The organism is Bacillus sp. DX3.1 (genome assembly GCF_030292155.1).
In the GTDB taxonomy this organism is placed as follows: domain Bacteria; phylum Bacillota; class Bacilli; order Bacillales; family Bacillaceae_G; genus Bacillus_A.
The window spans coordinates 1,142,093-1,167,737 of sequence record NZ_CP128153.1 but is presented as its reverse complement, the minus strand read 5'-3'; the positions used below and the strand labels follow the sequence as shown (position 1 = coordinate 1,167,737).

Sequence of the window (25,645 nt, the reverse complement as noted above, 5' to 3'; positions counted from 1 at the left end):
AAATTAAAAAACCGACATAAAACCCCTCTTTTTAGGTGGGAGAGAGCATCCGGCCATGCATAGAAGCAGTCAGATCCTTCTCCTGTCCCAGACATAGTGAAAACAAAGAGAGAAAACGAGTGCAGGTCACCTTTTGTTATCCATAGCCGCGGCTTATATGTCGAAAAATCAAAATGAATTTATATATTATTGAAATAACCTAAGTTACGATTGGCATTCCTAATTTGATAAAGTGGAACTTTGATCAGTGGGGGATTACTACCCTCGAATAGTGGAATAAAAAAATAAAGAAGGTGTTTCCAAAAGTAGCTATATTGCTACCTTTGAAAACACCCTCTCGTTATAGAGAAATTTCAAAAAGTCCGGTATTATCCTCCTTTTTGAACACATACTTTTATTATTTATATGCTTTAAATACAAGTACTGCGTTATGACCGCCAAATCCTAATGAGTTACTTAATACCGTACGCACTTCTTGATGTCTTGCTTTGTTTGGTACGTAATCTAAATCACACTCTGGATCTGGTGTTTCATAGTTGATTGTTGGTGGAATGATACCATCTGTAATTGATTTAACAGAGAAAATCGCTTCAACAGCACCTGCCGCTCCTAATAAATGACCTGTCATTGATTTTGTAGAGCTAATCGCCACTTTATATGCATGTTCACCAAATGTCTCTTTAATTGCCATCGTTTCGTATTTTTCATTTGCATCCGTACTTGTACCATGCGCATTAATATAATCAATATCTTCTGGCTGAAGACCTGCATCTGCTAATGCTTGACGCATCGCACGAACGCCCCCTTCACCGCCAGGAGCAGGCATCGTAATATGGAACGCATCACCTGTTGCACCATATCCAACGATTTCAGCATAAATATGTGCACCACGTGCTAATGCATGCTCTAATTCTTCTAGTATAAGAATACCCGCGCCTTCACCCATTACAAATCCACTTCGATTTTTATCAAACGGACGACAAGCAGTTGCTGGATCTTCATTAAATGTTAGTGCTTTAGCTGAACTGAATCCTGCAAACGCCATATGTGTTAACGGTGCTTCTGCTCCGCCCGCAAGCATTGCATCTGCATCACCACGCTGAATAACTTTAAAAGCATCACCGATTGAATTTGCTCCTGATGCGCAAGCTGTTACTGAGCAAGTATTAATCCCTTTTGCACCTGTAGCAATCGATACTTGACCAGCTGCCATATCAGGAATCATCATCGGTATTAAAAACGGGCTAACGCGGCGCGGTCCTTTTTCTGTAAATATTTTAAATTGTTCTTCGTATGTCTCCATACCGCCAATACCAGAACCAACCCATACACCAATGCGCGGGCCATTTTCTTCTGTAATTTCTAACTTTGCATCTTCAACAGCCATTTTCGCTGCTGCTACCGCAAATTGTGTAAAACGATCCATACGGCGTGCTTCTTTTTTCTCTATATATTTTTCGACTTCAAAGTCGTTAATCTCTGCTGCTACTTTTGCAGGAAATTGATCAGGATCTAAGCGTGTAATACGTCCGATTCCAGATACACCATTTTTAATGTTATTCCAAGCCGTTTCAACATCCGTTCCAATCGGCGTAACAGCTCCTAATCCTGTAATTACAACACGCTTCTTTTCCATACAACATACACTCCTTTTTTTTCTCTCAGTCCTTATTTACCCCAGCGAAGAGCGACTGCTCCCCATGTTAATCCGCCACCAAAACCAACTAATATGATTACATCACCATCTTGAATACGTCCATTTTGTAATTCTTCTACCATGGCAATTGGAATCGAGGAAGCTGACGTATTTCCAAACTTTTCAATTGTCTTACTCATTTTTTCCTGTGGCAAATCTAATCGTTCTCTTGCAGCTTCCATAATACGAATATTTGCTTGATGAGGTACTAAAAAGTCCACATCTTCTTTCGAAAGACCCGCTTTTTCTACAACGCGAAGACAAGAATCACCAAGTTGACGAACAGCGAATTTATAAACTTCTCTGCCATTCATCGTAATATATTCATCCTGATAAAGATGCTTGCCACCTCTTCCGTCCGCTCCTAATTCAAATGAAAGAATACCTTTTCCTTCTGAAACAGCTCCCATTATGAGAGCCCCTGCGCCATCACCAAATAACACAGCCGTATTTCGGTCATTCCAATCCACAATTTTGGATAATTTGTCACTACCAACTACTAACACATTTTTATAAGTACCATTTTGAATAAATTGCTGCGCTGTAATCATTCCGTACATAAAACCAGCACATGCTGCACTTAAATCCATAGCTGCTGCATGCTTCGCACCAATTTGTTCTTGAATTATGCAGGAAACTGATGGAAACGAACGATCTGGCGTTACCGTAGCAACTAAAATAAGATCAATTTGTTCTCCACTAATCCCTGCATCTTCAAGTGCTTTTTTGGCAGCTTCTACAGCCATATGGGAAGTATTTATTGTATCATCGGCAATTCGTCTTTCTGCAATTCCCGTTCTTGTACGAATCCACTCATCGGATGTATCCATAATTTTCTCTAAATCGTGATTTGTGACTACTTTTTCCGGCACATATCTTCCGATCCCTAAAATGCCTACGTTCACATCGCAACCCTCCGCTTTATATCAATTATTATGACTTGGTACTAATTTTAAATGATAAATGTTTTTTTGTCTAGAATATATTTCTCCCCAAAAAATAAAGCCGACGCATTGTCGACTTTACCCCGCTACTCACGGGCAGTAAGACTCCCACCTCAAGATTCCATGGAATCAAAGAAGATAGGCGGGAGACAACTGCCTATAAGAGCTCGATTGGTGATGGCTAACCATCAGTGTGGGGATGCCCCCCATTCTGATAGAAGTTTCACTTTATTGTTCCGCTTTTCCAAGCTCATATGCTTCATTCATCACTTTCATTAATAACTCTAATACTGGCTGCGCATTTTCCATATCGAGTGCAATGCCATTATTATCTAGAATTGCCTTTGCTTCTGGTAAGTGCTTCATTGCGATTTGTAAAAATTGCATACTTTTTTCGTTCATATTTCTTCATCCTTTCAATATGAGGAGAAGCATCTCCTTACTTCTATACCAGTTTAACATTTGTTTTGCTCCTCGTATAACTCCTTATATTTTTTTAGATGCATCAACTGTTTGTGTAAACCAAATTCTAACGGTGTTCTTCTTGATATATATATCGTCTCTGTCGCTTCCCTTTTTACCTCTTCATCATTTTTGTTCACTTTATGTTCCGCATGTAAAAGAGTAATTCCCTTTTCCCATAACTTTTTTTCACCACTGGCCATATTATACGTACCTAAGTTTTCCTGATCATTACCTTTTTCCCATAAATATTCACACACATCCTCAACGTAAAGGAGATCAGCTTCCTCTTCTTTTTGGGGGATCCTGCATTCTTTCTCTATAATTTCCGATAAAATCAGTTTATGGTATACCATAAAAGGTGGTTGCCAAGGACCATATAATGTTGGGACACGCAGTATACTATAGTTTAAATTCCCTTTTTTTACTTCTTCTTCTACTTTCATAAATAATCGTCTATTTTCCGATGTATCGTGTACATTGCCTACTTCTATAGAAGAAAGTAAATTTAGCTTCACTTTTTTTCTTTCACACATGTGAATCACACGCTTCAAATACTGTAAAATAATTCGTTCATTCCGAAATCCACTTTGCTGATTCGGTTCACATAAGCAAAAATAAGCCACATCAAAGTAATCTGTTTCCACTGCCTTCCACCCGTCTTCATTTCGTACAGAAGAATACATAAACAAAGCATTCCGTCCGATTAGAAATAACTTTTCCTCACTTATTTTGGGCATACTTTCTATATCATCAAAATCAAGACCATATACTAAGGCTTCTTCAGCAAGCATTTTATTTACAAGATGATAGCCAACAAACGTCAGTGCACCAACAATCAGTACGCGCTTCACATCATCAATCCTTTCTAAACCTAAACAAAAGGCTCCTTACTTATGTATATTGGAGCCTCATAAATCTTCTTCATATTTTTTAAAGAAACAACATGTATGTTGAACCATTTTATATTTCACATCTTGTAAATGGAACGATAGTGATGTTTCACACTGTGCATATATTCGTTTTTTTTCATATTCACGCAATAACTGCTTGCGTTCTTTTTTCTCCTGCGTGGACACGTATATTTTGACAGGCACACATGAGGGTAGATGAGGAAATGCTTTCTTCGCAATTTTCGCTTCTAATTCAGCTTCCTTTACATCATACGCAAGCAATAATTCTCTCACTAACCTTTTATAAAAAAATTTATGCTCTTTTTCAAATTCGACATGCGCAGGTAAATCCAGACATGGATTGAACATCACTACAGATCTTACGCATTCTGGATGTTGATTCATCATTTGCAGAGCTACAAGCGCTCCCATTCCATCTGCAATTATATGAACTTGTTCATTTAGAATTTCTTTTTTCATTACAACATGATACAACCGTTTCGCTAAACGAACCGCTTGATCGTTCCCCCAATGTCGCCCATACAAATTGGATGAAAAAACCGTGTAACCTTTATTTATGAGCTCATTTAAAAAATATGATCGTCCTGCATGCTGTGTCCATAAACTTGTACCATTCTCAATAAAATAATTGTAATCCCCAAGAAGCATGACACCAAATCCATTTGGCTTCTCTGGTAAATAAATAACACATGGCTGTTGCTCTAAATAGAAAAAACGTTCCGTAATACTCATTCTTCTCCCGCCTTATTCCTAAACGTAAAAAACTACTCTTTTATAATGTATGAAATGAATACAAATTTGCGTTGCAAAATCTACAAATTTTTTCTATATTCTTTTTTCAATTGTGTTACAATATAGACAGATTGAACGAATAGGGGTGTGAAAAGATGCGTGTAATTTGGGCCTTTATTTGGTCGTTTATGCTTGTACACATGATGAGCTACGTAATTAGCTCTATGACTGGCGGTGTATACGATTTCGCGCTAGCGTCTAAATTCTCAATTGTTCTTGCAGTGCTTGTGATGGCTATCGGAGCAACAATTCCAAACGAACCTGCAGAACAGCACTAACAAAAAAGAGTCCGAATCTAATTCGGACTCTTTTTTACTGCACATGAACAACTAATTCAGCATTTTTCACATCAACAACAACATGACTATTATCAGTAATGGTTCCTGCAATAAGCTCTCTTGCTAATTTCGTTTCAATTTGACGCTGTACATAACGTTTTAACGGACGTGCTCCGTACATTGGATCAAAACCAGATTCAACAACAAATTCTTTTGCCGCTTCTGTTAATTCCACTGTAATATGGCGGTCCACTAAACGACCTTGTAACTCTTTTACAATTTTATCAACAATGCCTTTTATTTCATTTGTTGTAAGTGGTTTAAATAAAATAATCTCATCTACACGGTTTAAAAACTCCGGACGGAAATGTCCACGAAGCTGGCTCATAACGAGATCTCTTGACTCTTCTTTTATTGAACCATCTTCTTGTAAACCTTCTAATAAATACCCTGAACCAATATTGGACGTCATAATAATAACTGTATTTTTAAAATCTACTGTTCGCCCTTGTGAGTCCGTAATACGACCGTCATCTAACATTTGTAGTAAAATGTTAAATACTTCCGGATGTGCTTTTTCAATTTCGTCTAACAAAATAACGGAATATGGTTTACGACGTACTGCTTCTGTTAATTGTCCACCTTCTTCATAGCCGACATATCCAGGAGGTGCTCCGATTAAACGAGATACGGCATGTTTTTCCATATACTCAGACATATCAATACGAATGATTTGTTCTTCGCTATCAAATAAAGATTGTGCTAATGTTTTCGCAAGCTCCGTTTTCCCAACACCGGTAGGTCCTAAGAAAATGAAAGAACCAATTGGACGATTCGGATCTTTAATACCAGCACGAGCACGAAGAACAGCATCTGCTACAAGACCAACCGCTTCTTCTTGTCCAATGACACGCTCTGATAAAATTTGCTCTAAACGAAGCAGTTTTTCACGTTCTCCTTCCACAAGTTTCGCAACTGGGATACCAGTCCACCGTGAAACAATATTCGCAATTTCCTCTTCACTTACTTCCTCACGAAGTAGACGATTATCTTGTCCGTTATCAGCACTTGCTTCTTCCGCTTCTCTTAACTCTTTTTCTACCGCTGGAATTTTACCGTGACGAAGCTCTGCTGCTTTATTTAAATCGTAATTTCCTTCGGCTTCTTCTAACTCACGACGTAAACGTTCCAGATGCTCACGTAAATCACGAACTTTATGAATTTCTTCTTTTTCTTTTTGCCACTGTGCTCTCATTCCACTTGCTACTTCTTTTAAATCAGACAATTCACGCTGTAATGTTCTCAGGCGCTCTTGGCTGCCCCGGTCTGTTTCTTTGCCCAGCGCTGCTTCTTCAATTTCTAGCTGCATAATGCGGCGCGTTACTTCATCTAATTCTGTTGGCATAGAATCAATTTCTGTACGAATCGTTGCGCATGCTTCATCAACAAGATCAATGGCTTTATCTGGCAAAAATCGATCAGATATATATCGATCAGATAACACAGATGCTGCTACAATCGCACGGTCATGAATATTTACACCATGATAAATTTCAAAACGCTCTTTTAAGCCACGTAAAATAGAAATGGTATCTTCCACTGATGGCTCTTCTGCTAATACTTGTTGGAAACGACGTTCTAGAGCTGGATCTTTCTCAATATATTTTCGATATTCATCTAATGTCGTTGCACCGATACAATGAAGTTCGCCACGTGCAAGCATCGGTTTTAACATGTTCCCTGCATCCATTGCCCCCTCTGTTTTACCAGCACCGACAATTGTATGGAGTTCATCGATAAATAATAAAATGCGACCTTCACTTTTTTTAATTTCGTTTAAAACGGCTTGCAAACGCTCTTCAAACTCACCACGGAATTTTGCACCTGCTACAAGAGCACTCATATCAAGCGCAAAAATTGTTCTATCTTTTAAACCTTCCGGTACATCTTTTCGTACAATTCGCTGTGCCAATCCTTCGACAATTGCTGTTTTCCCGACACCTGGTTCTCCAATCAAAACAGGGTTATTTTTTGTTTTACGTGAAAGAATACGGATGACACGGCGAATTTCGCTATCCCGGCCAATAACAGGATCAAGCTTACCTTGTCTTACTTCCGCCACTAAATCACGGCCATATTTTTCTAATGCTTCATATGTTACTTCTGGATTTTGACTAGTCACTCTTTGATTCCCCCGAACTTCGATTAAAGACTGTAATAATGTATCTTTTGTAATTTGAAATGTTATAAATAGCTGTTTAACATCAGCTTTTTCCCCGCACAATGCAAGTAACAAATGTTCTACTGAAATATATTCATCTTGTAACTGCTTTGCCTCCGCTTCTGCTCTAACAAGCAATTGTTGCAAAGCATTTGTCACGTATACTTTCCCAGCCTCCACACCGCTTCCTGTAACAGACGGCTTTTGTTGTAACAATCTTTCTACTTCTTTTGTTAACTGTTCTATATTTACATTCATTTTTTGAAAAATACGTACCGCTAATCCATCTTGCTGCCTTAGTAATGCGAGCAATAGATGAACAGTATCAACTTCTTGATGATGATGAGATACCGCTAAAGATTGGGCACTCATAATCGCTTCTTGTGTTTTCGTCGTCATTTGATTTAGGTCCATCCTCACAGTCCCTCCAATAGTTTGACTTTCTTTGACCTTTGATTTGATTATACGCCAATCATCTCGTTTATACAATTAATATGATTGTATATTTCTACCTTATTTTTTGAAAAAGTAAGCAGAACATACAAAAAAACCGCAGCTTTCTTGCTGCGGTTTTCTTTACGGTTTTCTTTTATATGTCCACTGCCGATTATGATTCGAATTTTCAGGAAACCTTTCACCTGCAGTTAATTTCACCATTTGAGGATCCTTAACCATGCTCCCTGTTTCACCAATTTCCACATATATGCCATCATTTGGTGCTTTCTGCCCAGAACGAAACCTGCGATTTTGTCCCATTTTTATTCTCCTTCCATGACATCTTTACACCATTAGTATGCCCGTTTTTTTTAAAGCTTTTCTGTTATGTTTAGGAAACCAGTCATATTTTTCATTCCACTTCATATGTATGAATTTACACCTTGAAGCAGGAAAAAGCGCATCATTTGTAGAAAAAAAAGAAACCGACCTATCCAAGGCCAGTCTCAAAGGAGAGTCAAACAATATACGAGAAGATTACGTTTTCATTATAAGTCTTGCTGCATCCGTAATGTAACCCCTTTCACAAATTGTACAAAATGAAAGAAACATTGTTTGAACTTTCGAAAAAAATATTGACTTTTCTGTTTTCTAATGAGAAATAGTGGACACTAACAGGTTTCGCGACGTAAGATGAATACATAGCGAAACATTCATTCATGGATGTTTTTCAAGCCCCCTACCTAGGCTTCTTACTTCCACGCACTTCACAAAGGAGTATGGCTAGCCAATAGAACACGGGGTAAAAATTTTTCATAAAAGGTGAAAATATGAAAAAACAACATTTAATCGCATTAGATTTAGACGGTACTTTACTTACGGACAATAAAATTATTTCAGCACGCACAAAGAAAACAATTGAAAAAGCAAAAGAACAAGGACATATTGTTGTGATCTCAACAGGACGTCCATTTCGTGCTAGTCATGCCTATTATAAAGAACTTAATTTGAACACGCCGATCGTTAACTTTAACGGCGCTTATGTTCATCACCCGCTTGATGTAAACTGGGGAACTCATCACTCTCCTCTTGAACTTTCTACTGCACAGGAAATTGTTCGTGCTTGCTTTGATTTTGGTGTCAAAAATATTTATGCTGAAGTCATTGATGATGTATATGTTCGTGAAATTGATGAAGATAAAAAACATATTTTTGAATTTGGTTCTCCAAAGATTTTCACAGGAGATTTATTAAACATCTTACAAGATCATCCAACATGTTTATTAATTGATGCGCACGATGAACAATCATTGGCCATTCGCCAACATTTAACCGATATGCATGCTGAAGTCATTGATCATCGTAAATGGGGTGCTCCTTGGCCGATTATTGAAATTGTGAAAAGTGGCCTAAATAAAGCGATAGGCCTCCAAAGAGTTTCAAGCTATTACAACATTCCACAAGAACGCATCATTGCCTTCGGTGATGAAGATAATGATTTTGAAATGATTGAGTTTGCAGGTCATGGAATCGCCATGGGCAATGCCATTCCAGAATTAAAATCATTAGCAAACCACACGACATTAACAAATGAAGAAGATGGAATTGCCCTTTATCTAGAAGAAATTCTCGGATTGTAATCTAAAAATTCCCTGGTTATAGTTTGGCACAAAACGCTTATACTATAACCAGACACAGCGATGTGTCAGTTGTTTTCTGCTAAAAAAAGGGGGAATTACGAATGGGTAAAAAGAACAAATCAAAACGTTTCACCCAACAAGGGGCCGATGCTGTTATGAAGCATGCTGCAAGATTCCCGTACCGTGGTACATTAGCTGAAGCAGAAAAAGAACGAAACAACTCTTCTCTCGGAGGGTTTTAAATGGGGAACTTATTATTTAGGCAAGCACGAGACGCTGTTTCCGAAGCCGTTTCATGTTCAAACGGCACTGAACAGCAAGACCTCGTTTATAGAGCAAAAAACGCTTTGCAATCCGCTTACGCCAACTCTTCAACTGCCGAAAAAGTGCAGTTGCGTGAATTGCAAGAACAACTGCATAGCATTTCTAGCACACATTAAAGAAAAAGAAGAGGGCCGAAAAATCGGTCCTCTTCTTTACTCTTTCCGAAATAATCCAAATACCCCTACCGTTTGAACCACATTTGTAAATGCGCCGGGATCTACCTGCTTAATAACTCTCTCTAGCTCGTACAACTCATAACTCGTAATTACAATCATGAGCATCTCTTTATTTTCATTTGTGAAGGCACCAGTAGCTGGTATAGTTGTTATCCCTCGCACTAAACGTTCCTGAATCGCTTTTCTTACGTCCTTACCATTTTTCGTAACGATAAATGCTGTAATTTTCACGTGACGCGTATGAATCGCATCAATAATCCGTGTCGATACATATAATGTCACCAACGTATACAGCGCTTTTTCCCATCCGTATACATAACCAGCCGCAATAATGATGATAGCATTAAAGAAAAAGAAATATGTCCCCACTGGCTTATCTTTTATTTTCGATAAAATCATCGCAACAATATCTAATCCACCTGTTGATGCTCCCCATTTCAAGGCAATCCCGACTCCTATCGCAGAAATGAGACCTCCAAAGATAGCATTTAATATAATATCATTCGACACCGCTTTTACTGGTATGATTTCTAAAAATAGTGTCATAAATATGACGCATAAAAAACTAAATAACGTAAAAGCTTTCCCTACCTTTTTCCACGCTAAAATAACAACCGGAATATTAAATAAAATAAAAAGTACCCCTGTTGATACATGAATCGATGCAAAATCCCCTAATACTTGTGAAAGTAATTGTGCTAATCCAGCAAAACCACTCGCATATACTTTTGCCGGTGTTAAAAATAGGTTCATTCCAATCGCATTCAACAAACCTGCAACGATGACAACAATCAGCTTTTTCGTTAATTCTGCATAATTTAATTTTAAATCCATATCCCAGCCCACCTTTATATATAATGAGTTCACTCCCATTGTATACATAGTCTTAACGAAAACGGAAATGATAAACGTACAACTGTTTAGAAATGGAGCTGATACATATGCCGTATACAAGTGACAACGATAAAAAAGCACGCGATAATAATGCAAAACGCACACAAAAAAATGAACAAGAACAAAAAAATATTCAGCAAGGAAAGCGTGCCTACTCTAAAAAAACAGATCACCTATAAGAAGATGTTCAAAAAGTCCGGTAAAGATAGCTGCCCTATTTCTTCGTTACGTCGCCAGTCCGGTACTCATGTAGTTCCATCTACACTCCGTATCCTCCTGGCTTCCGCGCCTCGAACTGCTCGGCTCTCTTTATCCTCCTTTTTGAACAAGCACTATAAGCACTCTGTACATCAACATTATAGTTGATGTACTTTTTTCATTTCATGAAACAAATACGCTTTCCTTCCCAAAAACATCTCAAATTCACTTCATGTTCACTTCGCTATTTTACAATAGCAATAACGATTTTTAGATGGGGTGTTCATATGAAAAGAAAACAATTATTGATTGCAACAGCTGCACTCGGAACGTTAATGCTGTCTGCCTGTGGTCCAAAAGATAGCTCAGAGGCTATCGCAACATCAAAGGTCTCAACCATTACAAAAGGCGATTTTGACAAGCAATTAAAAGATCGCTACGGAAAAAATATGCTATATGAGATGATGGCACAAGATATCATCACAAAAAAATATAAAGTATCTGATGATGAAGTCGATAAAGAAGTGAAAAAGTTAAAAGATCAAGCTGGTGATCAATTCCAAATGGTATTGGACAGCAATAATTTAAAAGATGAAGACGACTTAAAAAATCAAATCAGATTCAAATTAGCTATAAACGAAGCCATTAAGAAAAGCATTACGGATAAAGATGTAAAAGCAAACTATAAACCTGAGATTAAAGCGAGCCACATTTTAGTAGATGATGAAAAAACAGCAAATGATATTAAAAAACAACTTGATGAAGGTGCTTCATTTGAAGAGTTAGCAAAACAACATTCTCAAGATCCAGGTTCAAAAGAAAATGGTGGTGATCTTGGATATTTCGGTCCAGGTAAAATGGTATCTGAATTCGAAGAAGCTGCCTATAAATTAAATGTGGGTGAAATTAGCAAACCGGTCAAATCAGCAAACGGCTACCATATTATTAAACTTACCGATAAAAAAGAATTAAAACCATACGACGAAGTAAAAGATTCCATTCGTAAAGATTTAGAAGAACGACGCTTAGCAGATAACACAGCAGGTCAAGAAATATTACTAGACGAATTAAAGAAAGCCGATATTAAAGTGACAGATAAGGATTTAAAAGATACGTTCTCTCGCTTATCCCAACAACAGTAATAAAAAATCCGAACAAATTAAATTTGTTCGGATTTTTTTTATTACTTCTTAAAGTACGTCCAGCCTTCTTCTTGATAAATCTTTTCTTCTTTCATCAGTTTACCAAGAGCACGTTTAAATGCTGCTTTACTCATACTGAAACGTTCCTGAATATCTTCTGGATGGCTCTTATCCCAAAACGGCATTGCTCCGCCACGTTCTTCCATATAGGCATAAACTACTTGTGCATCATCTTCCATCCCCTCTTCTTTTCGTGGAAGTAGGGAAATATTAATTGTACCATCATCTTTCACATCGATAATACGACCTGTCACGCGTTCACCGATACGCACTTGCTCTTTTCTTTCTGTGTGATGTAAAAAGGCACGGAAATGTTCATCTGTTAGTACAAATGAACCAACTTGAAGTGAGCGGTATACACGTCCGTTCACATTTTTGTTACGCATAGATGGCGTTGCATCTACGATAATCTCTTGCATATCTGAATCTCTTGCCGGTAGCGCAATTAATCGCCCGCGGTTTGTTAATTTTAATGTACAATATAGTTCGTCATCTTCTACTGGCCAAACAGGTGTATAGATCGGAAACTCATCAGCTGGAATTAATATATCTTTCGAAACACCGATATCAACAAACACACCTAAATGAGGTATGATTTCTACAACTTTTACCCAGTTCCAATCATTCGTTGTAATAAGCGGTGTTTTCATCGTAGCAGTCAGGCGTTCTTGATGATCGTGATATAAAAACACATCAATTGTATCACCTTCTTCAATTTTCCCCGCTACTTCATTTTTATGTAAGAATACTTCTTCATAACCATCCTCATCATCATATCCGACCATATATCCGATTTCTGTTTCTCGCAAAACAGTTACCTGTTCAATTGCTCCTGGTTGCAAATACATATTTTTAATTCCCTTCTATATATAAAGTATATTTTTATCATTCCAAAGAAAGGTTCATTATAACACGATTTTTCCTTTATTTGTCCAACTCTCCAAAATTCACTATAATAAAGTGAGGGCTTTTACGGACAGCTTATCCCCTACCTAACTACTGTGTTTTCTGCTACACTTTAATGTGGGATATTACTGCCCGCGAATAGCGGGGTAGAAGATGGAATTTAATTTGGAGGTGCTAACCATGGCAAAAGACAGTTCTTTTGACATCGTTTCAAAAGTAGAATTACCAGAAGTAACAAATGCTATTAACATCGCATTAAAAGAAATTCAAAACCGATATGACTTTAAAGGAAGTAAAAGTGATATTAAATTAGAGAAGGAAGTACTCATTTTAACTTCTGATGACGAGTTTAAATTAGACCAAGTAAAAGACGTTCTTATTTCAAAACTAGTTAAACGTGAAGTACCGATCAAAAATTTAGACTACGGAAAAGTAGAGAATGCTACTGGTAACACAGTACGTCAACGCGCAACACTGCAGCAAGGTATCGATAAAGATAACGCTAAGAAAATCAACACAATCATTAAAGACCTAAAATTAAAAGTGAAAACACAAGTGCAAGACGACCAAGTACGCGTAACAGCAAAAAGCCGCGATGACTTACAAGCAGTAATCGCAGCCGTTCGCAGTGCTGATTTACCAATTGACGTACAGTTCATTAACTATCGCTAAAATTGCGTGTTCAAAAAGGAGGATACGGAGTGTAGATTGAACTACATGAGTACCGGACTTTTTGAACATCCTCTAAAAGAAAAAAATCCTCTATTTTGAGGATTTTTTCTTTTTCTTTACAGTCATTAAAAAAGTAATAAACAAAACATTTATACCGACCATTATAGATACAAACAGCCAATTAATCCCCGTTTGTTCCTGCGCCTTATACACATTTGCCGTTTCACGCTTCAACACTATATAATACTTCCCATCTTCCTCTCTTATAATTTCATCTTCCAACAATCCTCGTAATTCACGATTATCACCAACTTCATTAGCGGAAAAAGAAACTTTTTGTGTCTCTTTCGTATTGTTAATCGCAATAAGTGCCGTCTCATCTTTATACGTTCTTTTCAGTACACTCATCCCGTCTTTATCATATAACAGTTCAAATGTACCACGGCGTAAAGATGGCATTCTTTGACGCAACTCACCTAACTTCGTTACATACTGTAAAAACTTTTCATCGGTTTTAAAATTCATTAAACGGCGATTATCAGGCACTCCCCCGCCATCCAATGCGATTTCCGTTCCATAGTATACAATTGGCATCCCCGGCGATGTATATAAATACGTGAGCGCAAGTTTCAAACGCGCTGGCGGATAGTACAAATTTTCTTTCGCAACACGAACAAATCGCTTTGTTTCCTGATTGTCTATAAACGTACTTCTTACTTTATCCTCATCTATTAAACTCACATCATACAGCGGTTGAATAGACATACTCGGTTTTGAAAACACATCTGTTATCCGTTTATAGTAATCATTTTGTACCGCAGACAAATCTGTTTCTCCTTCATTCATAATAAAAAAATCTTTTTTCATTACTTGGACACTTTGTTTCATGTCATTTAAAAAAGCAGGAGAAATTTCTTCACTATGTATGAAATAACTTCCATCCATATCCGCTTCTTTGATCCACCAATTTATAGAATCAATAAGCGCTTCTTCCTCTTTTTCCACTACAAATTGAAACACCACTTTCATATCTCGTTTATGCGCTTCACGGACAAGCTGCTTTACATCTTGCAACGACCCAAAATGTTCATTCACTTTTTGTAAATCGCCCGCACCATATCCATCATACGTTTCACTTTTCACAAGCGGCGAAAGCATAATTGCGGTGAAACCCATCTCTTGTATGTAATCAAGCCTCTTTATAATCCCCTGTATATCGCCCCCTTGATACGCTTGCAAATTATTCACATCAAGCTGTTTGTCATTTTTCGCATCACCGTTATTGAAACGATCAATCATAATAGAATATACAACTTCATCTTGCCATTTCCTTTTCTCCTCTGCTAATGCCTGCATCGGTACTAAAAGTACAAACATCATGCAAAAACAAACCAACACGCCTCGTTTCCATATTCTATTCACATGTATCCCCCAGTTTTTTTCTAATTGTAAGAATAGTATACCAATTTTATTTACACATCGCATGTCTACAAGTACAATGTTAGGTTTCCTTACATTGATTTTTAAATTTTCTAAAAATTGTGTTGATTTTCTCTAATTTTTTGAATATGATATGTAACATAACATTAAATGTAACGTTTTCTGACATTACAGGAGGGATAAAAATGAATATGGAAGATACTGTTTTTTTATTTTTGGCGACGGTAATGGTTATGATTATGACACCAGGCTTGGCACTTTTTTACGGAGGAATGGTTCGCAGCAAAAACGTACTAAGTACAACGATGCATAGCTATAGCGCTATGGCGATTGTGTCTATTCAATGGATTTTTATCGGCTATTCTTTATCATTCGGCCCAGATTGGAACGGAATCATCGGTACGTTAGATTGGTTCGGTTTACAAAACGTAACTTTCACACCAAATCCAGATTACTCCTCTACAATTCCCCACAATTTATTTATGATGTTCCAGCTCATGTTCGCAATTTTAACTCCAGCATTAATATCAGGAGCCTTTGCTGAAAGAATGCGATTTTCTGCTTTTCTCATTTTCATCCTTCTATGGACAACAATTGTCTATAACCCAGTTGCACATTGGGTATGGGGCGTCGGAGGATGGCTCCGTGAACTCGGTGCATTAGATTTTGCTGGCGGTAACGTTGTCCATATTACATCTGGAGTTGCTGGGCTTGTATTAGCTATTTTTCTCGGCAAACGAAAAGACATAAACGGTTCATCCCCTCACCATCTGCCATTCACAATTTTAGGCGCAGGCTTATTATGGTTTGGCTGGTTTGGATTTAACGTCGGTAGTGCACTTACACTGAACGACGTCGCACTCACTGCATTCATTAATACCAATACCGCAGTTGCTGCTTCTGCCTTAACATGGATACTAGCAGAATGGTTCTTTCAATCAAAACCAACTGTACTTGGAGCAGCATGCGGAGCCGTTTCAGGACTCGTTGCCATTACCCCAGCTTGCGGCTTTGTCACTCCATTCTCCGCCCTTCTCATCGGAGCCATTGGCGGCGTCCTGTGCTTCGGATCGGTATTCTTTTTAAAACATAAGCTCGGATATGATGATGCACTTGATGCATTTGGCTGTCATGGCATCGGCGGAACATGGGGCGGCATTGCAACTGGACTATTCGCAACAACTTCCGTTAATAGTGGCGGCGCTGATGGATTGTTTTACGGAAACGCTGCACTCCTTTGGAAACAACTTGCCGCAATTGGAGCAACATATGCTTTCACAATCGTTATGACATACGCCATCATTAAAGGAATTAGCTTCTTCCTTCCCGTTCGTGCATATGAACACGAAGAACAAATGGGGCTGGATATTTCCATGCATGGGGAAAAAGCTTATGAGTATAGTGAAAAGCCACTGAGTGAGGGGGAATATATGCATACTTCAAGAGATACGATATGAAACCCTTACAAAATAGGACTTAAGTAGAAAAGCTCGCTTATTAACAGTTTAATAAGCGAGCTTTTCTTTTTATTGATTATTTTGTTTTGAAAACAGGCTATCCACTGTAGTATTTAGTATGCTCGCTAAACCAAAGGCTAATGATAGTAAGAGATCCTATTTATCCCGCATTAACGGGCAGTAATACCCCCACCTCAAATTTCTGCAAAAAGCAAAGAAGTTAGGTGGGGGATAAACTGCCCGTAAAAGCCCGATTGGTGAGGGCTAATAATCAGTGGGGGATGAAGAAAACCCCCACTGATTAAAGTTTCACTTTATTATTTTCAATCCCATTCATTAAGACTCAAATGAAAAATCAATAATTACCGTACGTAAAATTGTTGTTACATTAACATTTTGTAAATATGTGTATATAACTTGCATAACAAAAAAGTTTATTCCTTTTAAGGCGGAATAAACCTGAGAGATTTGCGTATTACTGTCCATTCTATGATATACTATTATATCCTGCTGTTCATTTTTATGAGCAACTGTCGGGAAGGAAGAAATTCATTGACGAGGATTTTATTTCACAGATGTATTGACTACTGCGGAAGCAGATTTGCTATACAATAATAATGGAGTGATTATATGAGTAAAGCCAAGGGTAAAGGCGGAACAGGTAGAGGAACAGGTAGTAAAGGCTGGAATCGCTGGAAAGCTAGTGCCAAGAAGAAAAAGAACGCCAAACCTTATACAAGCAAAGGTGTTAAAAAATCGACTGGCACAAAGACTACCAGCAGTAATGAAGGTGACAAATCCGAAATATAGTGATTGTCGTTTACTTTTGTTAAACTTGATAACTTTAATATAAGTGTAAAGGTGAAATATATAAATACAACTTAAAAAACCGACATAAAATCCTTCTTTTTAGGTGGAAGAGAGCATCCGGCCATGCATAGAAGCGGTCAGATCCTTTTTCCAGCCCAGACATAGTGAAAACAAAGAGAGAAAACGAGTGCAGGTCACCTTCTGTTATCCATAGCCGCGGCTATATGTCGAAAAATCAAAATGGATTTATATAGATGTTGTAAATTTGTTTTGTGGTGAAAAGCTAGTATCTTTCTATGAAAAGCAAAGATTTAAAGCAACAAAACAAGTGGTTACTCATCGTAAAAACAACTTTAAACATTCATGAACAAGATACTCTGTATGATGAAAAAAGACGACTAATTCACAGTCGTCTTTTTTTACATTCATTGTAATAAATTTAAGAATAAAATGGAATTGAGAATGTTTTTATTTTTTAGGATTTCCTACAAATGCTGAAATATCAACGTTTAACGCTTGCGCTAAACGCATACCGTACTCTCGGTCTGCACGGAAGAAGTTGCAAATTGCAAGCAGTTTTGTTTGCTCATGCACACCTTTTAAGTCATTTGTTAAGTTCGCAATTAAGTTGTCTTTCTCTTCTTTAGAGAATGAACGGTAACGCTCACCAGCTTGCTGGAAATCGTTTGGTTTTTCAATTTTTTCACGAGATACATAACCTTCAAGTTTCATAGTTGAATCGCGGTATGCAGCATCCTCAACTGGATTTTCCGCATGACGACTTGGTTCATAATTAATTGTAGATGATTGTTTGTTCATTTGCATCGCACCATCACGTTGTTGGTTACGAACAGCTGCATACGGGCAGTTTACAGGAATTTGTAAGTAGTTCGCACCAAGGCGGTAACGTTGTGTATCTGGATACGAGAATAAACGACCTTGTAACAATTTATCTTCTGATGGTTCAATACCAGGTACAGTCGCACTTGGTGTAAATGCCACCTGTTCTACTTCCGCAAAGAAGTTTTCTGGGTTACGATTTAACGTCATTGTGCCCACTTCGATTAATGGGAAACGTTCTTCTGACCATACTTTTGTTGGATCTAATGGATCGAAATCTAGAGAATCCATTTCATCTAATTGCATTACTTGCACATGAAGATCCCATTTCGGATAATCGCCACGCTCAATCGCATCGAATAAATCACGCGTTGCATGATTGAAGTCTTTTCCTTGTACTTGTTCCACTTCTTTCGCACTGAAGTTACGTACATCTTGCTGTGGTTTCCAATGATATTTAATGTAAACAATTTTACCTTCTGCATTAATCCATTTGAATGCATGCACACCGAAACCTTCCATTTGACGATAGTTTGCAGGTGTCCCGTAATCAGAGAATACCCACGTCATCATGTGTGTAGACTCTGGTGATAATGTCATGAAATCCCAGTAGCGATCTGGTGTTTGAATATTTGTATCTGGTGCTGGTTTTAAAGAGTGCACCATATCAGGGAATTTAATTGCATCGCGAATAAAGAAAACAGGTAAATGATTACCAACGAGATCATAGTTTCCTTCTTCTGTATAAAATTTCACAGCAAAACCACGTGGGTCACGAGCTGTTTCAGGAGAGCCTTGACCATGAATAACAGTTGAGAAACGAACGAACACAGGTGTTCCTGTTCCCTCATTTTGTAAGAATGCTGCTTTTGTATAGTTTTTCATACTATTTTTCGTTACGAAAATACCATGTGCACCTGCACCACGTGCGTGCACAACACGTTCTGGAATACGTTCACGATCAAAATGAGCTAATTTTTCTACTAAATGATAATCTTCTAATAATACCGGTCCACGGCGACCTGCCGTACGAGAATTTTGGTTATCTCCTACAGGAGCACCTTGGTTTGTTGTTAAGCGATTATTTGGATTCATAAAAGGGGGAGCCTCCTCTTTGTTCTTTATATTTATTACTTAATTAAAATTATTATAATTTAATTATCTTTAAAAATTGCTTACATGTCAATATATTTATTGGGATTTTTCCACTTTATTCATGACAACCTCAGCTAAGCAATCAAGAAATGGTGCAATATGCTTAAGCCCTAAATAGGATACAAATTCATAATCTAAAAAAAGCGACTTACAATTATACTGTAAGCCGCTTTTTACTATTCTTTAATATTCACACCATATTCCTTAAACCATACATGAATTTGTGCCAAATGCGCTAACAATTGCGGTCCTGTCATTAACTGACCAAACCATGGTGTTTGAAATGCACTTCCACCTGATTGAATTAGACCTTGTAATTGTTCTTTATCAAACAACTCATGCAATATGGAGTTTTTATCCGTTAATAAATCCTGTAACCATATCGTTACCGCTTCTGTGTAATGCGGATTATGAGTTTTTGGATACGGACTTTTCTTTCTATATAAGACATCATTCGGCAAAACTCCTTCTAACGCCTTACGTAATAGACCTTTTTCACGGTTTTTATACATTTTCATTTCCCACGGAATATTCCACGCATATTCGACAAGACGATGATCTGCAAATGGAACACGCACTTCCAGACTTGCTCCCATACTCATCCGATCTTTTCTATCTAGCAGCGTTGTCATAAACCAAATCATATTTAAGTAAAATAGTTGGCGTCTCTTTGCTTCAATCATACTTTCTCCCTCTAAAACGGGTACTTCTTGTATAGATTCTTCATAGCGCTGCTGCACATATTTTTGAAGCTGTAATTTATCGCGCCATTCTTTTTTTAGGAGTTGTTCACGCGCCTCTGTTGAACGCATCCACGGAAATGCACTTGATTGTAAATCATCTTCCCGGTAAAACCAAGGATAACCACCAAAAATTTCATCGGCACATTCTCCTGATAAACCTACGACAAAATCTTGTTTAATTTCTCGACAAAACCATAATAGTGACGAATCGATATCTGCCATACCAGGTAAATCACGAACAAGTACTGCCTCTGTTAAATACTGCGCTAATTGTTCATTGGAAATCACGCAGCGGTGATGAATCGTATGGAATGTATCTGTCATCAAATCAATATATGGTGCATCAGAATTTGGCTGAAAGGCATTCGCTTTAAAATATTTTTCATTATCTTCATAATCAACCGAATACGTATGAAGCCGCCCTTTCCCTTCTCGTTCATATGCCATTGCAGCGAAAGCTGTAATCGCACTCGAATCTACTCCGCCGGATAAAAAGGTACATAACGGAACATCCGAAACCAATTGCCTTGTAATCGCATCCTTCAAAAGAAAACCTACTTGCTCTACTGTTTCCTCAAATGAATGTTCATGCTTTTTACTCTCAACATTCCAATATCGCCATATACACAAACCATTTTTCGAAAATGTAAGGACGTGTCCTGGACGAAGCTCTTGTACTCCCGCATATATACCATGTCCAGGAGTTCGAGATGGTCCTAAACCAAACACTTCCGCAAGTCCCTCTTTCGTAACTTCTGCCTTCACATCTGGATGAGCTAAAATGGCTTTTAGCTCTGAACCAAATAGTAGCCTTCCATTATCGTATTTATAAAATAATGGCTTCACGCCTAATCGATCACGCGCAATAAATACTTGCTCTTTTTTCTCATCCCAAACCGCAAATGCATATATCCCATTTAAATGATCAACACATTCCTCTTTCCATTCTATATAAGAAGCTAATAATACTTCTGTATCAGAATGTCCTTTAAATGTATAGCCTCTCTGCAACAATTCTTTGCGAATATCTTCTGTATTATAGAGCTCACCATTATAGCAAATCGTATAATATTTCTCTTCTTTCAAACACGTCATCGGTTGCTTTCCACCTTCAGGATCCACCACAATTAACCGTTTATGTCCGAAAGCAACGTGCCTTTTTATCCATACATTTGTATCATCTGGCCCCCGTTTTGCAAGTGTTTCTGCCATTTTTGTAACCGTTTCTCTTTCCTGCTCTAATGAACGTTTATAATCAATCCATCCTGTAATCCCACACATGCGAATCACCCTTCCTATCTTATATCCGTATAACTTTACGAAACCCGTTCTTATTCTATGCCCAAATTCCATTGTATGTTCCTTTGTTATAAAGAAAGGCGGAACTGTCTATAACAAGAACAGACACTTCTATAAAAAAGGAGAAATCACAAATGAAACAACGCAAACATATTTTGTATAATCAACCGCGTGCGCATACAATCGGAAACGTGGAGTATATAAACGACGAATGGATATTCTTTGATGATGAAAATGACGAGGCATTTTTATTAGAGGATATCATTGAAGATGGATTTGAAGTTTTATATAACAACAATTGGCTACCGGCACGATTTTATGAACAAAATATCTTACAAGTCGCCAATGAGCATCACCCATTACAAGACGGTGAAACAGTGCGTATTCGCAAAAAGTTGCTGCTGAGTTATCACGAGTGGCTAGAAGAACTACCTGATACTACTTTTTCATTATTGACAGAAACATTACAGTCACTGGGTTATTCTTTATATGACTGTATATACTGTCATAATTTCTTATCGTTCCAGCCGAAGGAGCAGCATTGCGAAGGCGTAAATATTCTCTTATTTGATAATGAAGAAATGATTTGCGCTTTACATCATCACTATGTTCGATTTTCTACATGTAATAAAAATATATTTCAATTCACAAAAACAAACGGGGAACAATTACATGTAGATGCAACTTGAGTACAAAATAAAAAAAACGCTCATTCGCAAGTGAATAAGCGTTTTTTTTATTTTGTCGGAACATTTGTAACTGTAGCTGTTTCAAACAGACTTTGTCTATCTTCACCATTCTCAAACGTCATAAATGTATTCATTTTCATTTCATGCAAGTTCAATATTTGACTAATTGTTAAGCCATCGTTTTCAATCCAGTTCAAGAAATAAATACCTGAGGCAACTTCCATCGCGGTAATGATTTCCTCTCCAGTTTGTCCTTTTTTCGGACCAGCTACAGCTTCCCATCTTAAAGTCGTTTCATTCTGATAAGTAACTCGAAACACAAGGCCATTTTCATATCTCACTTCAACTGTACGTCCAATATATGTTTTCATACTTCTCTCTCCTCTGACATCAATCTATACACGTAACCGTTTTAGTTACAACTTTATTCCTTTTTCAAGTTAAACAGGAGATTAAAAAAACCATCCTACTCCCCTTTATAGAGAAATAAGACGGTTGTCTTTTACGCAAATGGTGAAAATCCTATCGGTAATCGTAAGCCTAAATATAGCACAACGACAAACGCGATAATAAATTGAACCCAAAATGCTCCTGCCTGTTTTTGCTTACTTGTTTTCACAAGAATCATTTCCATTGCAGCAATGACCCAAACGCCAATTACCATTTTTAAGCCATACCACATATGTGCATTACCTGTTGCTGTTTTCATAATGCTTTGATACAGTAAGAACCCTGTTACAATGATGATAATATACATAAGACGAAGCCCCATATGTACGCCTTTACCTTTTCTTCCTGCCGTATACATTGAATACGCCACGAAGAATAAAATAAGCCCTAACGCCCATGCGGTAATATGCATGTGTGTTGTCATGTAATCCCCCTCCTCTATTCACACTTTTTCACTTTATATGATACCATGTCCATTTCTTTTCAGGAAATATTTCGCTTTTTCCAGTTTAAATGATATAATATTTAGAGTATTTACAAACTTCTTGTAATAACAAAAGGGGGAACTATCATGATTCAAACAAAAGATATTATCGAACTAACTGACACATACGGGGCAAATAACTATCATCCGCTACCAATCGTAATTGCCAAAGCAGAAGGTGTTTGGGTAGAAGATCCTGAAGGCAATCGCTATATGGACTTGCTTAGTGCATATTCCGCAGTAAACCAAGGTCATCGTCATCCAAAAATCATCAATGCATTAATTGATCAAGCGAACCGTGTTACATTAACTTCACGTGCATTTCATAGCGATCAATTAGGTCCTTGGTATGAAAAAGTAGCGAAATTAACAAATAAAAATATGGTACTTCCAATGAATACAGGTGCGGAAGCTGTTGAAACTGCAATCAAAACAGCACGCCGCTGGGCATATGACGTAAAAAAAGTAGAAGAAAATAGAGCTGAAATTATTGTTTGTGAAGATAACTTCCACGGTCGTACAATGGGTGCTGTTTCCATGTCATCTAATCCGGAATACAAACGCGGCTTTGGACCAATGCTTCCTGGTATTGTTGTCATTCCTTACGGCGATTTAGATGCATTAAAAGCTGCGATCACACCAAATACAGCAGCATTTATTTTAGAGCCAATTCAAGGAGAAGCAGGAATTAACATTCCACCAGCAGGTTTCTTACAAGCAGCATTTGATGTATGTAAAAAAGAAAACGTTTTATTTGTAGCTGATGAAATCCAAACTGGTTTAGGGCGTACTGGGAAATTATTCGCATGCGATTGGGACAACGTAATTCCTGACATGTACATACTTGGAAAAGCATTAGGTGGAGGCGTGTTCCCAATCTCTTGTGTTGCAGCAAACCGCGATATTTTAGAAGTATTTGAACCAGGCTCTCACGGCTCTACATTTGGTGGTAACCCACTTGCATGTGCTGTTTCTATCGCAGCTCTTGACGTATTATTAGATGAAAAATTAACAGAACGTTCTCTTCAATTAGGAGAAAAATTAGTAGGACAATTAAAAGAAATCGATAATCCGATGATTACAGAAATACGTGGTAAAGGATTATTTATCGGAATCGAATTAAACGAATCTGCTCGTCCATACTGTGAAAAATTAAAAGAAGCAGGGTTACTATGTAAAGAAACACACGAAAATGTAATTCGTATCGCACCGCCTCTTGTCATTTCTGAAGAAGATTTAGAATGGGCGTTCCAAAAAATTAAAGCGGTATTATCATAATACAAACAAGCTGCCTCACTGGAGGCAGCTTGTTTTATTCCATACGAATTGGTTGTACATATTTCATTTCAGGAAAAGAATAATACTCTTCAGCGTTATGCAATGCAAATAATATAGGGATGAGCCAAATATAAGGAACACGCACGCTACTATTTGACTGTATTGTGGAGAGTTCCAATATGTTGCACTGTTATCATTACCTCATCGCCAGCATGCAGGAACTTTGGGGGTGTAAAACCTTTCCCAACTCCAGCTGGTGTTCCTGTTGCAATTATATCTCCAGGCTCTAACGTCATCCCTTTACTTACGATAGAAATAATATCTTCTATAGAAAACATCATATTTGCAGTATTCGAGGATTGGCGCACTTCCCCATTAATTTTTGTCTCAACGTTTAACTCATTTGGACTTTCAATATACGTCTTATGCACTAAATATGGTCCCATTGGACAAAATGTATCGAAACTTTTTCCTAAGAAAAATTGTTTATGCTTTCTTTGAATATCTCGAGCCGTTACATCATTCAAAATTGTATAACCGAAAACATGTTCAAGAGCCTTATTTTTCGCGATTTGTTTCCCACGTTTCCCAATAACAATCGCAAGTTCTCCCTCATAATCCAGTTCATTCGTTGCATGTGGATGACTATGAATCTGCTCCCCATCTCCAATGACAGTTGTTGGCGCCTTTGTGAAAATCATAATATCCTTAGGTACCGCTTCCTCTCCACCCATTTCTATCGCATGATCTCGGTAATTTTTTCCGACACAAAGAATATTCTTTCTCGGCCGAGGAATAGGAGCTAATATTTTGACATCTGATAATAGATAATACGCCGTCGTTTCATTCTCTTTTGCCCATCTTACAATCTCATTTACCTTTTCAATAAATGCATTTCCTTGCTCAATGCATTCTAACATCGTGATAGGAACTGTAACCTTTTCCCCTTTTTGTTTCTGTGCCTCTCTTATATGCAGCACCGTGTGCTCATAATCATCCACAACACCGACAAATATCTTTTCTTCTTTCTTCACTGTAACCAACCGCATCATTTCCACTCTCCATCCTAAAACTCATACAATATAATTGTATTCGCATCGCCTGAAAAAAAACCTGCTAACACATTCGAGTTTCCACAATATTCTTTGCGTTTTTTGTTTATTCATGAACTCCTTTAGGAAAAAATGTAGAATTTTTACTATTTTTAGCGAATGTATTTCTTTTTTATGGAAAGTTTGTATAATAT

Annotated in this window: 26 protein-coding genes and 1 pseudogene; 12 read left to right on the top strand and 15 right to left on the bottom strand. The window is 37.6% G+C overall.

What is annotated here, in order from left to right; translation table 11 throughout:
• Nucleotides 1–397: 397 nt before the first annotated feature.
• The 5 genes from fabF to QRE67_RS05770 form a co-directional block, all read right to left on the bottom strand.
• A complete protein-coding gene (fabF, locus tag QRE67_RS05790) occupies nucleotides 398–1,636 on the bottom strand; it encodes a beta-ketoacyl-ACP synthase II (RefSeq protein WP_286123951.1) in 1,239 nt (412 codons plus the stop codon).
• A gap of 32 nt (nucleotides 1,637–1,668) precedes the next feature.
• Complete coding sequence (locus QRE67_RS05785) at nucleotides 1,669–2,601, bottom strand: beta-ketoacyl-ACP synthase III (RefSeq protein ID WP_286123950.1); 933 nt, start codon at nucleotides 2,599–2,601, stop codon at nucleotides 1,669–1,671.
• A gap of 267 nt (nucleotides 2,602–2,868) precedes the next feature.
• Entirely contained in the window at nucleotides 2,869–3,042 is a 174-nt protein-coding gene (locus QRE67_RS05780) for a ComZ family protein (protein WP_286123949.1), read from the bottom strand.
• A gap of 53 nt (nucleotides 3,043–3,095) precedes the next feature.
• On the bottom strand, nucleotides 3,096–3,956 hold the full coding sequence (locus QRE67_RS05775) for an NAD-dependent epimerase/dehydratase family protein (RefSeq protein ID WP_286123948.1): 861 nt from the start codon (nucleotides 3,954–3,956) through the stop codon (nucleotides 3,096–3,098).
• Nucleotides 3,957–4,013: 57 nt separating this feature from the next.
• Nucleotides 4,014–4,748, bottom strand: coding sequence for an alpha/beta fold hydrolase (locus QRE67_RS05770; protein ID WP_286123947.1), 735 nt, complete (start codon nucleotides 4,746–4,748; stop codon nucleotides 4,014–4,016).
• A gap of 155 nt (nucleotides 4,749–4,903) precedes the next feature.
• Here QRE67_RS05770 and QRE67_RS05765 point away from each other — a divergent pair, with 155 nt between their 5' ends.
• Nucleotides 4,904–5,086, top strand: a complete 183-nt coding sequence (locus tag QRE67_RS05765) for a YjzD family protein (protein ID WP_286123946.1) — start codon at nucleotides 4,904–4,906, stop codon at nucleotides 5,084–5,086.
• Between the two features lie 34 nt (nucleotides 5,087–5,120).
• Here QRE67_RS05765 and clpB read toward each other — a convergent pair whose 3' ends face one another.
• Together clpB and QRE67_RS05755 are read right to left on the bottom strand one after the other, a co-directional pair.
• Nucleotides 5,121–7,721 carry an ATP-dependent chaperone ClpB gene (gene clpB / locus QRE67_RS05760; protein ID WP_286123945.1) on the bottom strand — a complete coding sequence of 867 codons (2,601 nt, stop codon included), beginning with the start codon at nucleotides 7,719–7,721 and terminating at the stop codon, nucleotides 5,121–5,123.
• Nucleotides 7,722–7,883: 162 nt separating this feature from the next.
• Nucleotides 7,884–8,063: a YjzC family protein gene (locus tag QRE67_RS05755; protein WP_286123944.1), complete on the bottom strand. Its 180-nt coding sequence runs from the start codon at nucleotides 8,061–8,063 to the stop codon at nucleotides 7,884–7,886.
• 509 nt (nucleotides 8,064–8,572) lie between these two features.
• Between QRE67_RS05755 and QRE67_RS05750 the strand changes: the two genes are divergently transcribed.
• The 3 genes from QRE67_RS05750 (at nucleotide 8,573) to QRE67_RS05740 (ending at nucleotide 9,822) form a co-directional block, all read left to right on the top strand.
• Nucleotides 8,573–9,382 (top strand): Cof-type HAD-IIB family hydrolase, encoded by an 810-nt coding sequence (locus QRE67_RS05750; RefSeq protein WP_286123943.1) that lies wholly within the window; start codon nucleotides 8,573–8,575, stop codon nucleotides 9,380–9,382.
• A 101-nt stretch (nucleotides 9,383–9,483) separates the two neighbouring features.
• A complete protein-coding gene (locus QRE67_RS05745) occupies nucleotides 9,484–9,624 on the top strand; it encodes a competence protein (RefSeq protein ID WP_286123942.1) in 141 nt (46 codons plus the stop codon).
• The gene (locus QRE67_RS05740; protein ID WP_286123941.1) at nucleotides 9,625–9,822 is read left to right on the top strand and encodes a DUF3813 domain-containing protein; all 198 of its coding nucleotides are present in this window, start codon (nucleotides 9,625–9,627) and stop codon (nucleotides 9,820–9,822) included.
• Between the two features lie 36 nt (nucleotides 9,823–9,858).
• Here QRE67_RS05740 and QRE67_RS05735 read toward each other — a convergent pair whose 3' ends face one another.
• Nucleotides 9,859–10,716, bottom strand: a complete 858-nt coding sequence (locus QRE67_RS05735) for a YitT family protein (protein WP_353507054.1) — start codon at nucleotides 10,714–10,716, stop codon at nucleotides 9,859–9,861.
• 107 nt (nucleotides 10,717–10,823) lie between these two features.
• Between QRE67_RS05735 and QRE67_RS05730 the strand changes: the two genes are divergently transcribed.
• Together QRE67_RS05730 and prsA are read left to right on the top strand one after the other, a co-directional pair.
• Entirely contained in the window at nucleotides 10,824–10,955 is a 132-nt protein-coding gene (locus QRE67_RS05730; protein ID WP_286123939.1) for a DUF3941 domain-containing protein, read from the top strand.
• Between the two features lie 306 nt (nucleotides 10,956–11,261).
• On the top strand, nucleotides 11,262–12,116 hold the full coding sequence (gene prsA / locus QRE67_RS05725) for a peptidylprolyl isomerase PrsA (RefSeq protein WP_286123938.1): 855 nt from the start codon (nucleotides 11,262–11,264) through the stop codon (nucleotides 12,114–12,116).
• A gap of 41 nt (nucleotides 12,117–12,157) precedes the next feature.
• Here prsA and QRE67_RS05720 read toward each other — a convergent pair whose 3' ends face one another.
• Nucleotides 12,158–13,024: a CvfB family protein gene (locus tag QRE67_RS05720; protein ID WP_286123937.1), complete on the bottom strand. Its 867-nt coding sequence runs from the start codon at nucleotides 13,022–13,024 to the stop codon at nucleotides 12,158–12,160.
• Between the two features lie 238 nt (nucleotides 13,025–13,262).
• On the opposite strand from QRE67_RS05720, the gene QRE67_RS05715 reads away from it, so the two are divergent.
• On the top strand, nucleotides 13,263–13,754 hold the full coding sequence (locus tag QRE67_RS05715) for a YajQ family cyclic di-GMP-binding protein (protein WP_286123936.1): 492 nt from the start codon (nucleotides 13,263–13,265) through the stop codon (nucleotides 13,752–13,754).
• A gap of 90 nt (nucleotides 13,755–13,844) precedes the next feature.
• On the opposite strand, the gene QRE67_RS05710 is transcribed toward QRE67_RS05715, so the two are convergent.
• Nucleotides 13,845–15,239 (bottom strand): alpha-amylase family glycosyl hydrolase, encoded by a 1,395-nt coding sequence (locus tag QRE67_RS05710; RefSeq protein ID WP_286123935.1) that lies wholly within the window; start codon nucleotides 15,237–15,239, stop codon nucleotides 13,845–13,847.
• 140 nt (nucleotides 15,240–15,379) lie between these two features.
• Here QRE67_RS05710 and QRE67_RS05705 point away from each other — a divergent pair, with 140 nt between their 5' ends.
• The 3 genes and pseudogenes from QRE67_RS05705 to QRE67_RS05695 all read left to right on the top strand — a co-directional run.
• Nucleotides 15,380–16,651: an ammonium transporter gene (locus tag QRE67_RS05705; protein ID WP_286123934.1), complete on the top strand. Its 1,272-nt coding sequence runs from the start codon at nucleotides 15,380–15,382 to the stop codon at nucleotides 16,649–16,651.
• Between the two features lie 630 nt (nucleotides 16,652–17,281).
• The gene (locus QRE67_RS05700) at nucleotides 17,282–17,461 is read left to right on the top strand and encodes a DUF3934 family protein (protein ID WP_286123933.1); all 180 of its coding nucleotides are present in this window, start codon (nucleotides 17,282–17,284) and stop codon (nucleotides 17,459–17,461) included.
• 247 nt (nucleotides 17,462–17,708) lie between these two features.
• Nucleotides 17,709–17,828 (top strand): annotated as a pseudogene (locus tag QRE67_RS05695) (GNAT family N-acetyltransferase); the annotation flags it as partial.
• Between the two features lie 101 nt (nucleotides 17,829–17,929).
• On the opposite strand, the gene QRE67_RS05690 reads toward QRE67_RS05695, so the two are convergent.
• Together QRE67_RS05690 and asnB are read right to left on the bottom strand one after the other, a co-directional pair.
• A complete protein-coding gene (locus QRE67_RS05690) occupies nucleotides 17,930–19,396 on the bottom strand; it encodes a catalase (protein WP_286123932.1) in 1,467 nt (488 codons plus the stop codon).
• Between the two features lie 236 nt (nucleotides 19,397–19,632).
• Nucleotides 19,633–21,480, bottom strand: coding sequence for an asparagine synthase (glutamine-hydrolyzing) (asnB, locus tag QRE67_RS05685; protein ID WP_286123931.1), 1,848 nt, complete (start codon nucleotides 21,478–21,480; stop codon nucleotides 19,633–19,635).
• A gap of 152 nt (nucleotides 21,481–21,632) precedes the next feature.
• Between asnB and QRE67_RS05680 the strand changes: the two genes are divergently transcribed.
• Nucleotides 21,633–22,187 carry a DUF2777 domain-containing protein gene (locus QRE67_RS05680; protein ID WP_286123930.1) on the top strand — a complete coding sequence of 185 codons (555 nt, stop codon included), beginning with the start codon at nucleotides 21,633–21,635 and terminating at the stop codon, nucleotides 22,185–22,187.
• A 47-nt stretch (nucleotides 22,188–22,234) separates the two neighbouring features.
• Here the strand turns inward: QRE67_RS05680 and QRE67_RS05675 are convergent, their stop codons facing one another.
• Together QRE67_RS05675 and QRE67_RS05670 are read right to left on the bottom strand one after the other, a co-directional pair.
• Nucleotides 22,235–22,558: a phenolic acid decarboxylase gene (locus QRE67_RS05675; RefSeq protein ID WP_286123929.1), complete on the bottom strand. Its 324-nt coding sequence runs from the start codon at nucleotides 22,556–22,558 to the stop codon at nucleotides 22,235–22,237.
• Nucleotides 22,559–22,689: 131 nt separating this feature from the next.
• Nucleotides 22,690–23,061, bottom strand: coding sequence for a YisL family protein (locus tag QRE67_RS05670; RefSeq protein ID WP_286123928.1), 372 nt, complete (start codon nucleotides 23,059–23,061; stop codon nucleotides 22,690–22,692).
• 147 nt (nucleotides 23,062–23,208) lie between these two features.
• Here QRE67_RS05670 and rocD point away from each other — a divergent pair, with 147 nt between their 5' ends.
• Nucleotides 23,209–24,399 (top strand): ornithine aminotransferase, encoded by a 1,191-nt coding sequence (rocD, locus tag QRE67_RS05665; RefSeq protein ID WP_286123927.1) that lies wholly within the window; start codon nucleotides 23,209–23,211, stop codon nucleotides 24,397–24,399.
• 149 nt (nucleotides 24,400–24,548) lie between these two features.
• On the opposite strand, the gene QRE67_RS05660 is transcribed toward rocD, so the two are convergent.
• The gene (locus tag QRE67_RS05660; RefSeq protein ID WP_286125196.1) at nucleotides 24,549–25,448 is read right to left on the bottom strand and encodes a fumarylacetoacetate hydrolase family protein; all 900 of its coding nucleotides are present in this window, start codon (nucleotides 25,446–25,448) and stop codon (nucleotides 24,549–24,551) included.
• Nucleotides 25,449–25,645 lie beyond the last annotated feature (197 nt).

What these genes read in the sequence shown, in the direction of transcription:
- fabF (WP_286123951.1), bottom strand. Translation starts at nt 1,636, where the DNA reads ATGGAAAAGAAGCGTGTTGTAATTACAGGATTAGGAGCTGTTACGCCG.
- QRE67_RS05780 (WP_286123949.1), bottom strand. Translation starts at nt 3,042, where the DNA reads ATGAACGAAAAAAGTATGCAATTTTTACAAATCGCAATGAAGCACTTA.
- QRE67_RS05770 (WP_286123947.1), bottom strand. Translation starts at nt 4,748, where the DNA reads ATGAGTATTACGGAACGTTTTTTCTATTTAGAGCAACAGCCATGTGTT.
- QRE67_RS05765 (WP_286123946.1), top strand. Translation starts at nt 4,904, where the DNA reads ATGCGTGTAATTTGGGCCTTTATTTGGTCGTTTATGCTTGTACACATG.
- clpB (WP_286123945.1), bottom strand. Translation starts at nt 7,721, where the DNA reads ATGGACCTAAATCAAATGACGACGAAAACACAAGAAGCGATTATGAGT.
- QRE67_RS05755 (WP_286123944.1), bottom strand. Translation starts at nt 8,063, where the DNA reads ATGGGACAAAATCGCAGGTTTCGTTCTGGGCAGAAAGCACCAAATGAT.
- QRE67_RS05750 (WP_286123943.1), top strand. Translation starts at nt 8,573, where the DNA reads ATGAAAAAACAACATTTAATCGCATTAGATTTAGACGGTACTTTACTT.
- QRE67_RS05745 (WP_286123942.1), top strand. Translation starts at nt 9,484, where the DNA reads ATGGGTAAAAAGAACAAATCAAAACGTTTCACCCAACAAGGGGCCGAT.
- QRE67_RS05740 (WP_286123941.1), top strand. Translation starts at nt 9,625, where the DNA reads ATGGGGAACTTATTATTTAGGCAAGCACGAGACGCTGTTTCCGAAGCC.
- QRE67_RS05735 (WP_353507054.1), bottom strand. Translation starts at nt 10,716, where the DNA reads ATGGATTTAAAATTAAATTATGCAGAATTAACGAAAAAGCTGATTGTT.
- QRE67_RS05730 (WP_286123939.1), top strand. Translation starts at nt 10,824, where the DNA reads ATGCCGTATACAAGTGACAACGATAAAAAAGCACGCGATAATAATGCA.
- prsA (WP_286123938.1), top strand. Translation starts at nt 11,262, where the DNA reads ATGAAAAGAAAACAATTATTGATTGCAACAGCTGCACTCGGAACGTTA.
- QRE67_RS05720 (WP_286123937.1), bottom strand. Translation starts at nt 13,024, where the DNA reads ATGTATTTGCAACCAGGAGCAATTGAACAGGTAACTGTTTTGCGAGAA.
- QRE67_RS05715 (WP_286123936.1), top strand. Translation starts at nt 13,263, where the DNA reads ATGGCAAAAGACAGTTCTTTTGACATCGTTTCAAAAGTAGAATTACCA.
- QRE67_RS05710 (WP_286123935.1), bottom strand. Translation starts at nt 15,239, where the DNA reads ATGCGATGTGTAAATAAAATTGGTATACTATTCTTACAATTAGAAAAA.
- QRE67_RS05705 (WP_286123934.1), top strand. Translation starts at nt 15,380, where the DNA reads ATGAATATGGAAGATACTGTTTTTTTATTTTTGGCGACGGTAATGGTT.
- QRE67_RS05700 (WP_286123933.1), top strand. Translation starts at nt 17,282, where the DNA reads ATGAGTAAAGCCAAGGGTAAAGGCGGAACAGGTAGAGGAACAGGTAGT.
- QRE67_RS05690 (WP_286123932.1), bottom strand. Translation starts at nt 19,396, where the DNA reads ATGAATCCAAATAATCGCTTAACAACAAACCAAGGTGCTCCTGTAGGA.
- asnB (WP_286123931.1), bottom strand. Translation starts at nt 21,480, where the DNA reads ATGTGTGGGATTACAGGATGGATTGATTATAAACGTTCATTAGAGCAG.
- QRE67_RS05680 (WP_286123930.1), top strand. Translation starts at nt 21,633, where the DNA reads ATGAAACAACGCAAACATATTTTGTATAATCAACCGCGTGCGCATACA.
- QRE67_RS05675 (WP_286123929.1), bottom strand. Translation starts at nt 22,558, where the DNA reads ATGAAAACATATATTGGACGTACAGTTGAAGTGAGATATGAAAATGGC.
- QRE67_RS05670 (WP_286123928.1), bottom strand. Translation starts at nt 23,061, where the DNA reads ATGACAACACACATGCATATTACCGCATGGGCGTTAGGGCTTATTTTA.
- rocD (WP_286123927.1), top strand. Translation starts at nt 23,209, where the DNA reads ATGATTCAAACAAAAGATATTATCGAACTAACTGACACATACGGGGCA.
- QRE67_RS05660 (WP_286125196.1), bottom strand. Translation starts at nt 25,448, where the DNA reads ATGCGGTTGGTTACAGTGAAGAAAGAAGAAAAGATATTTGTCGGTGTT.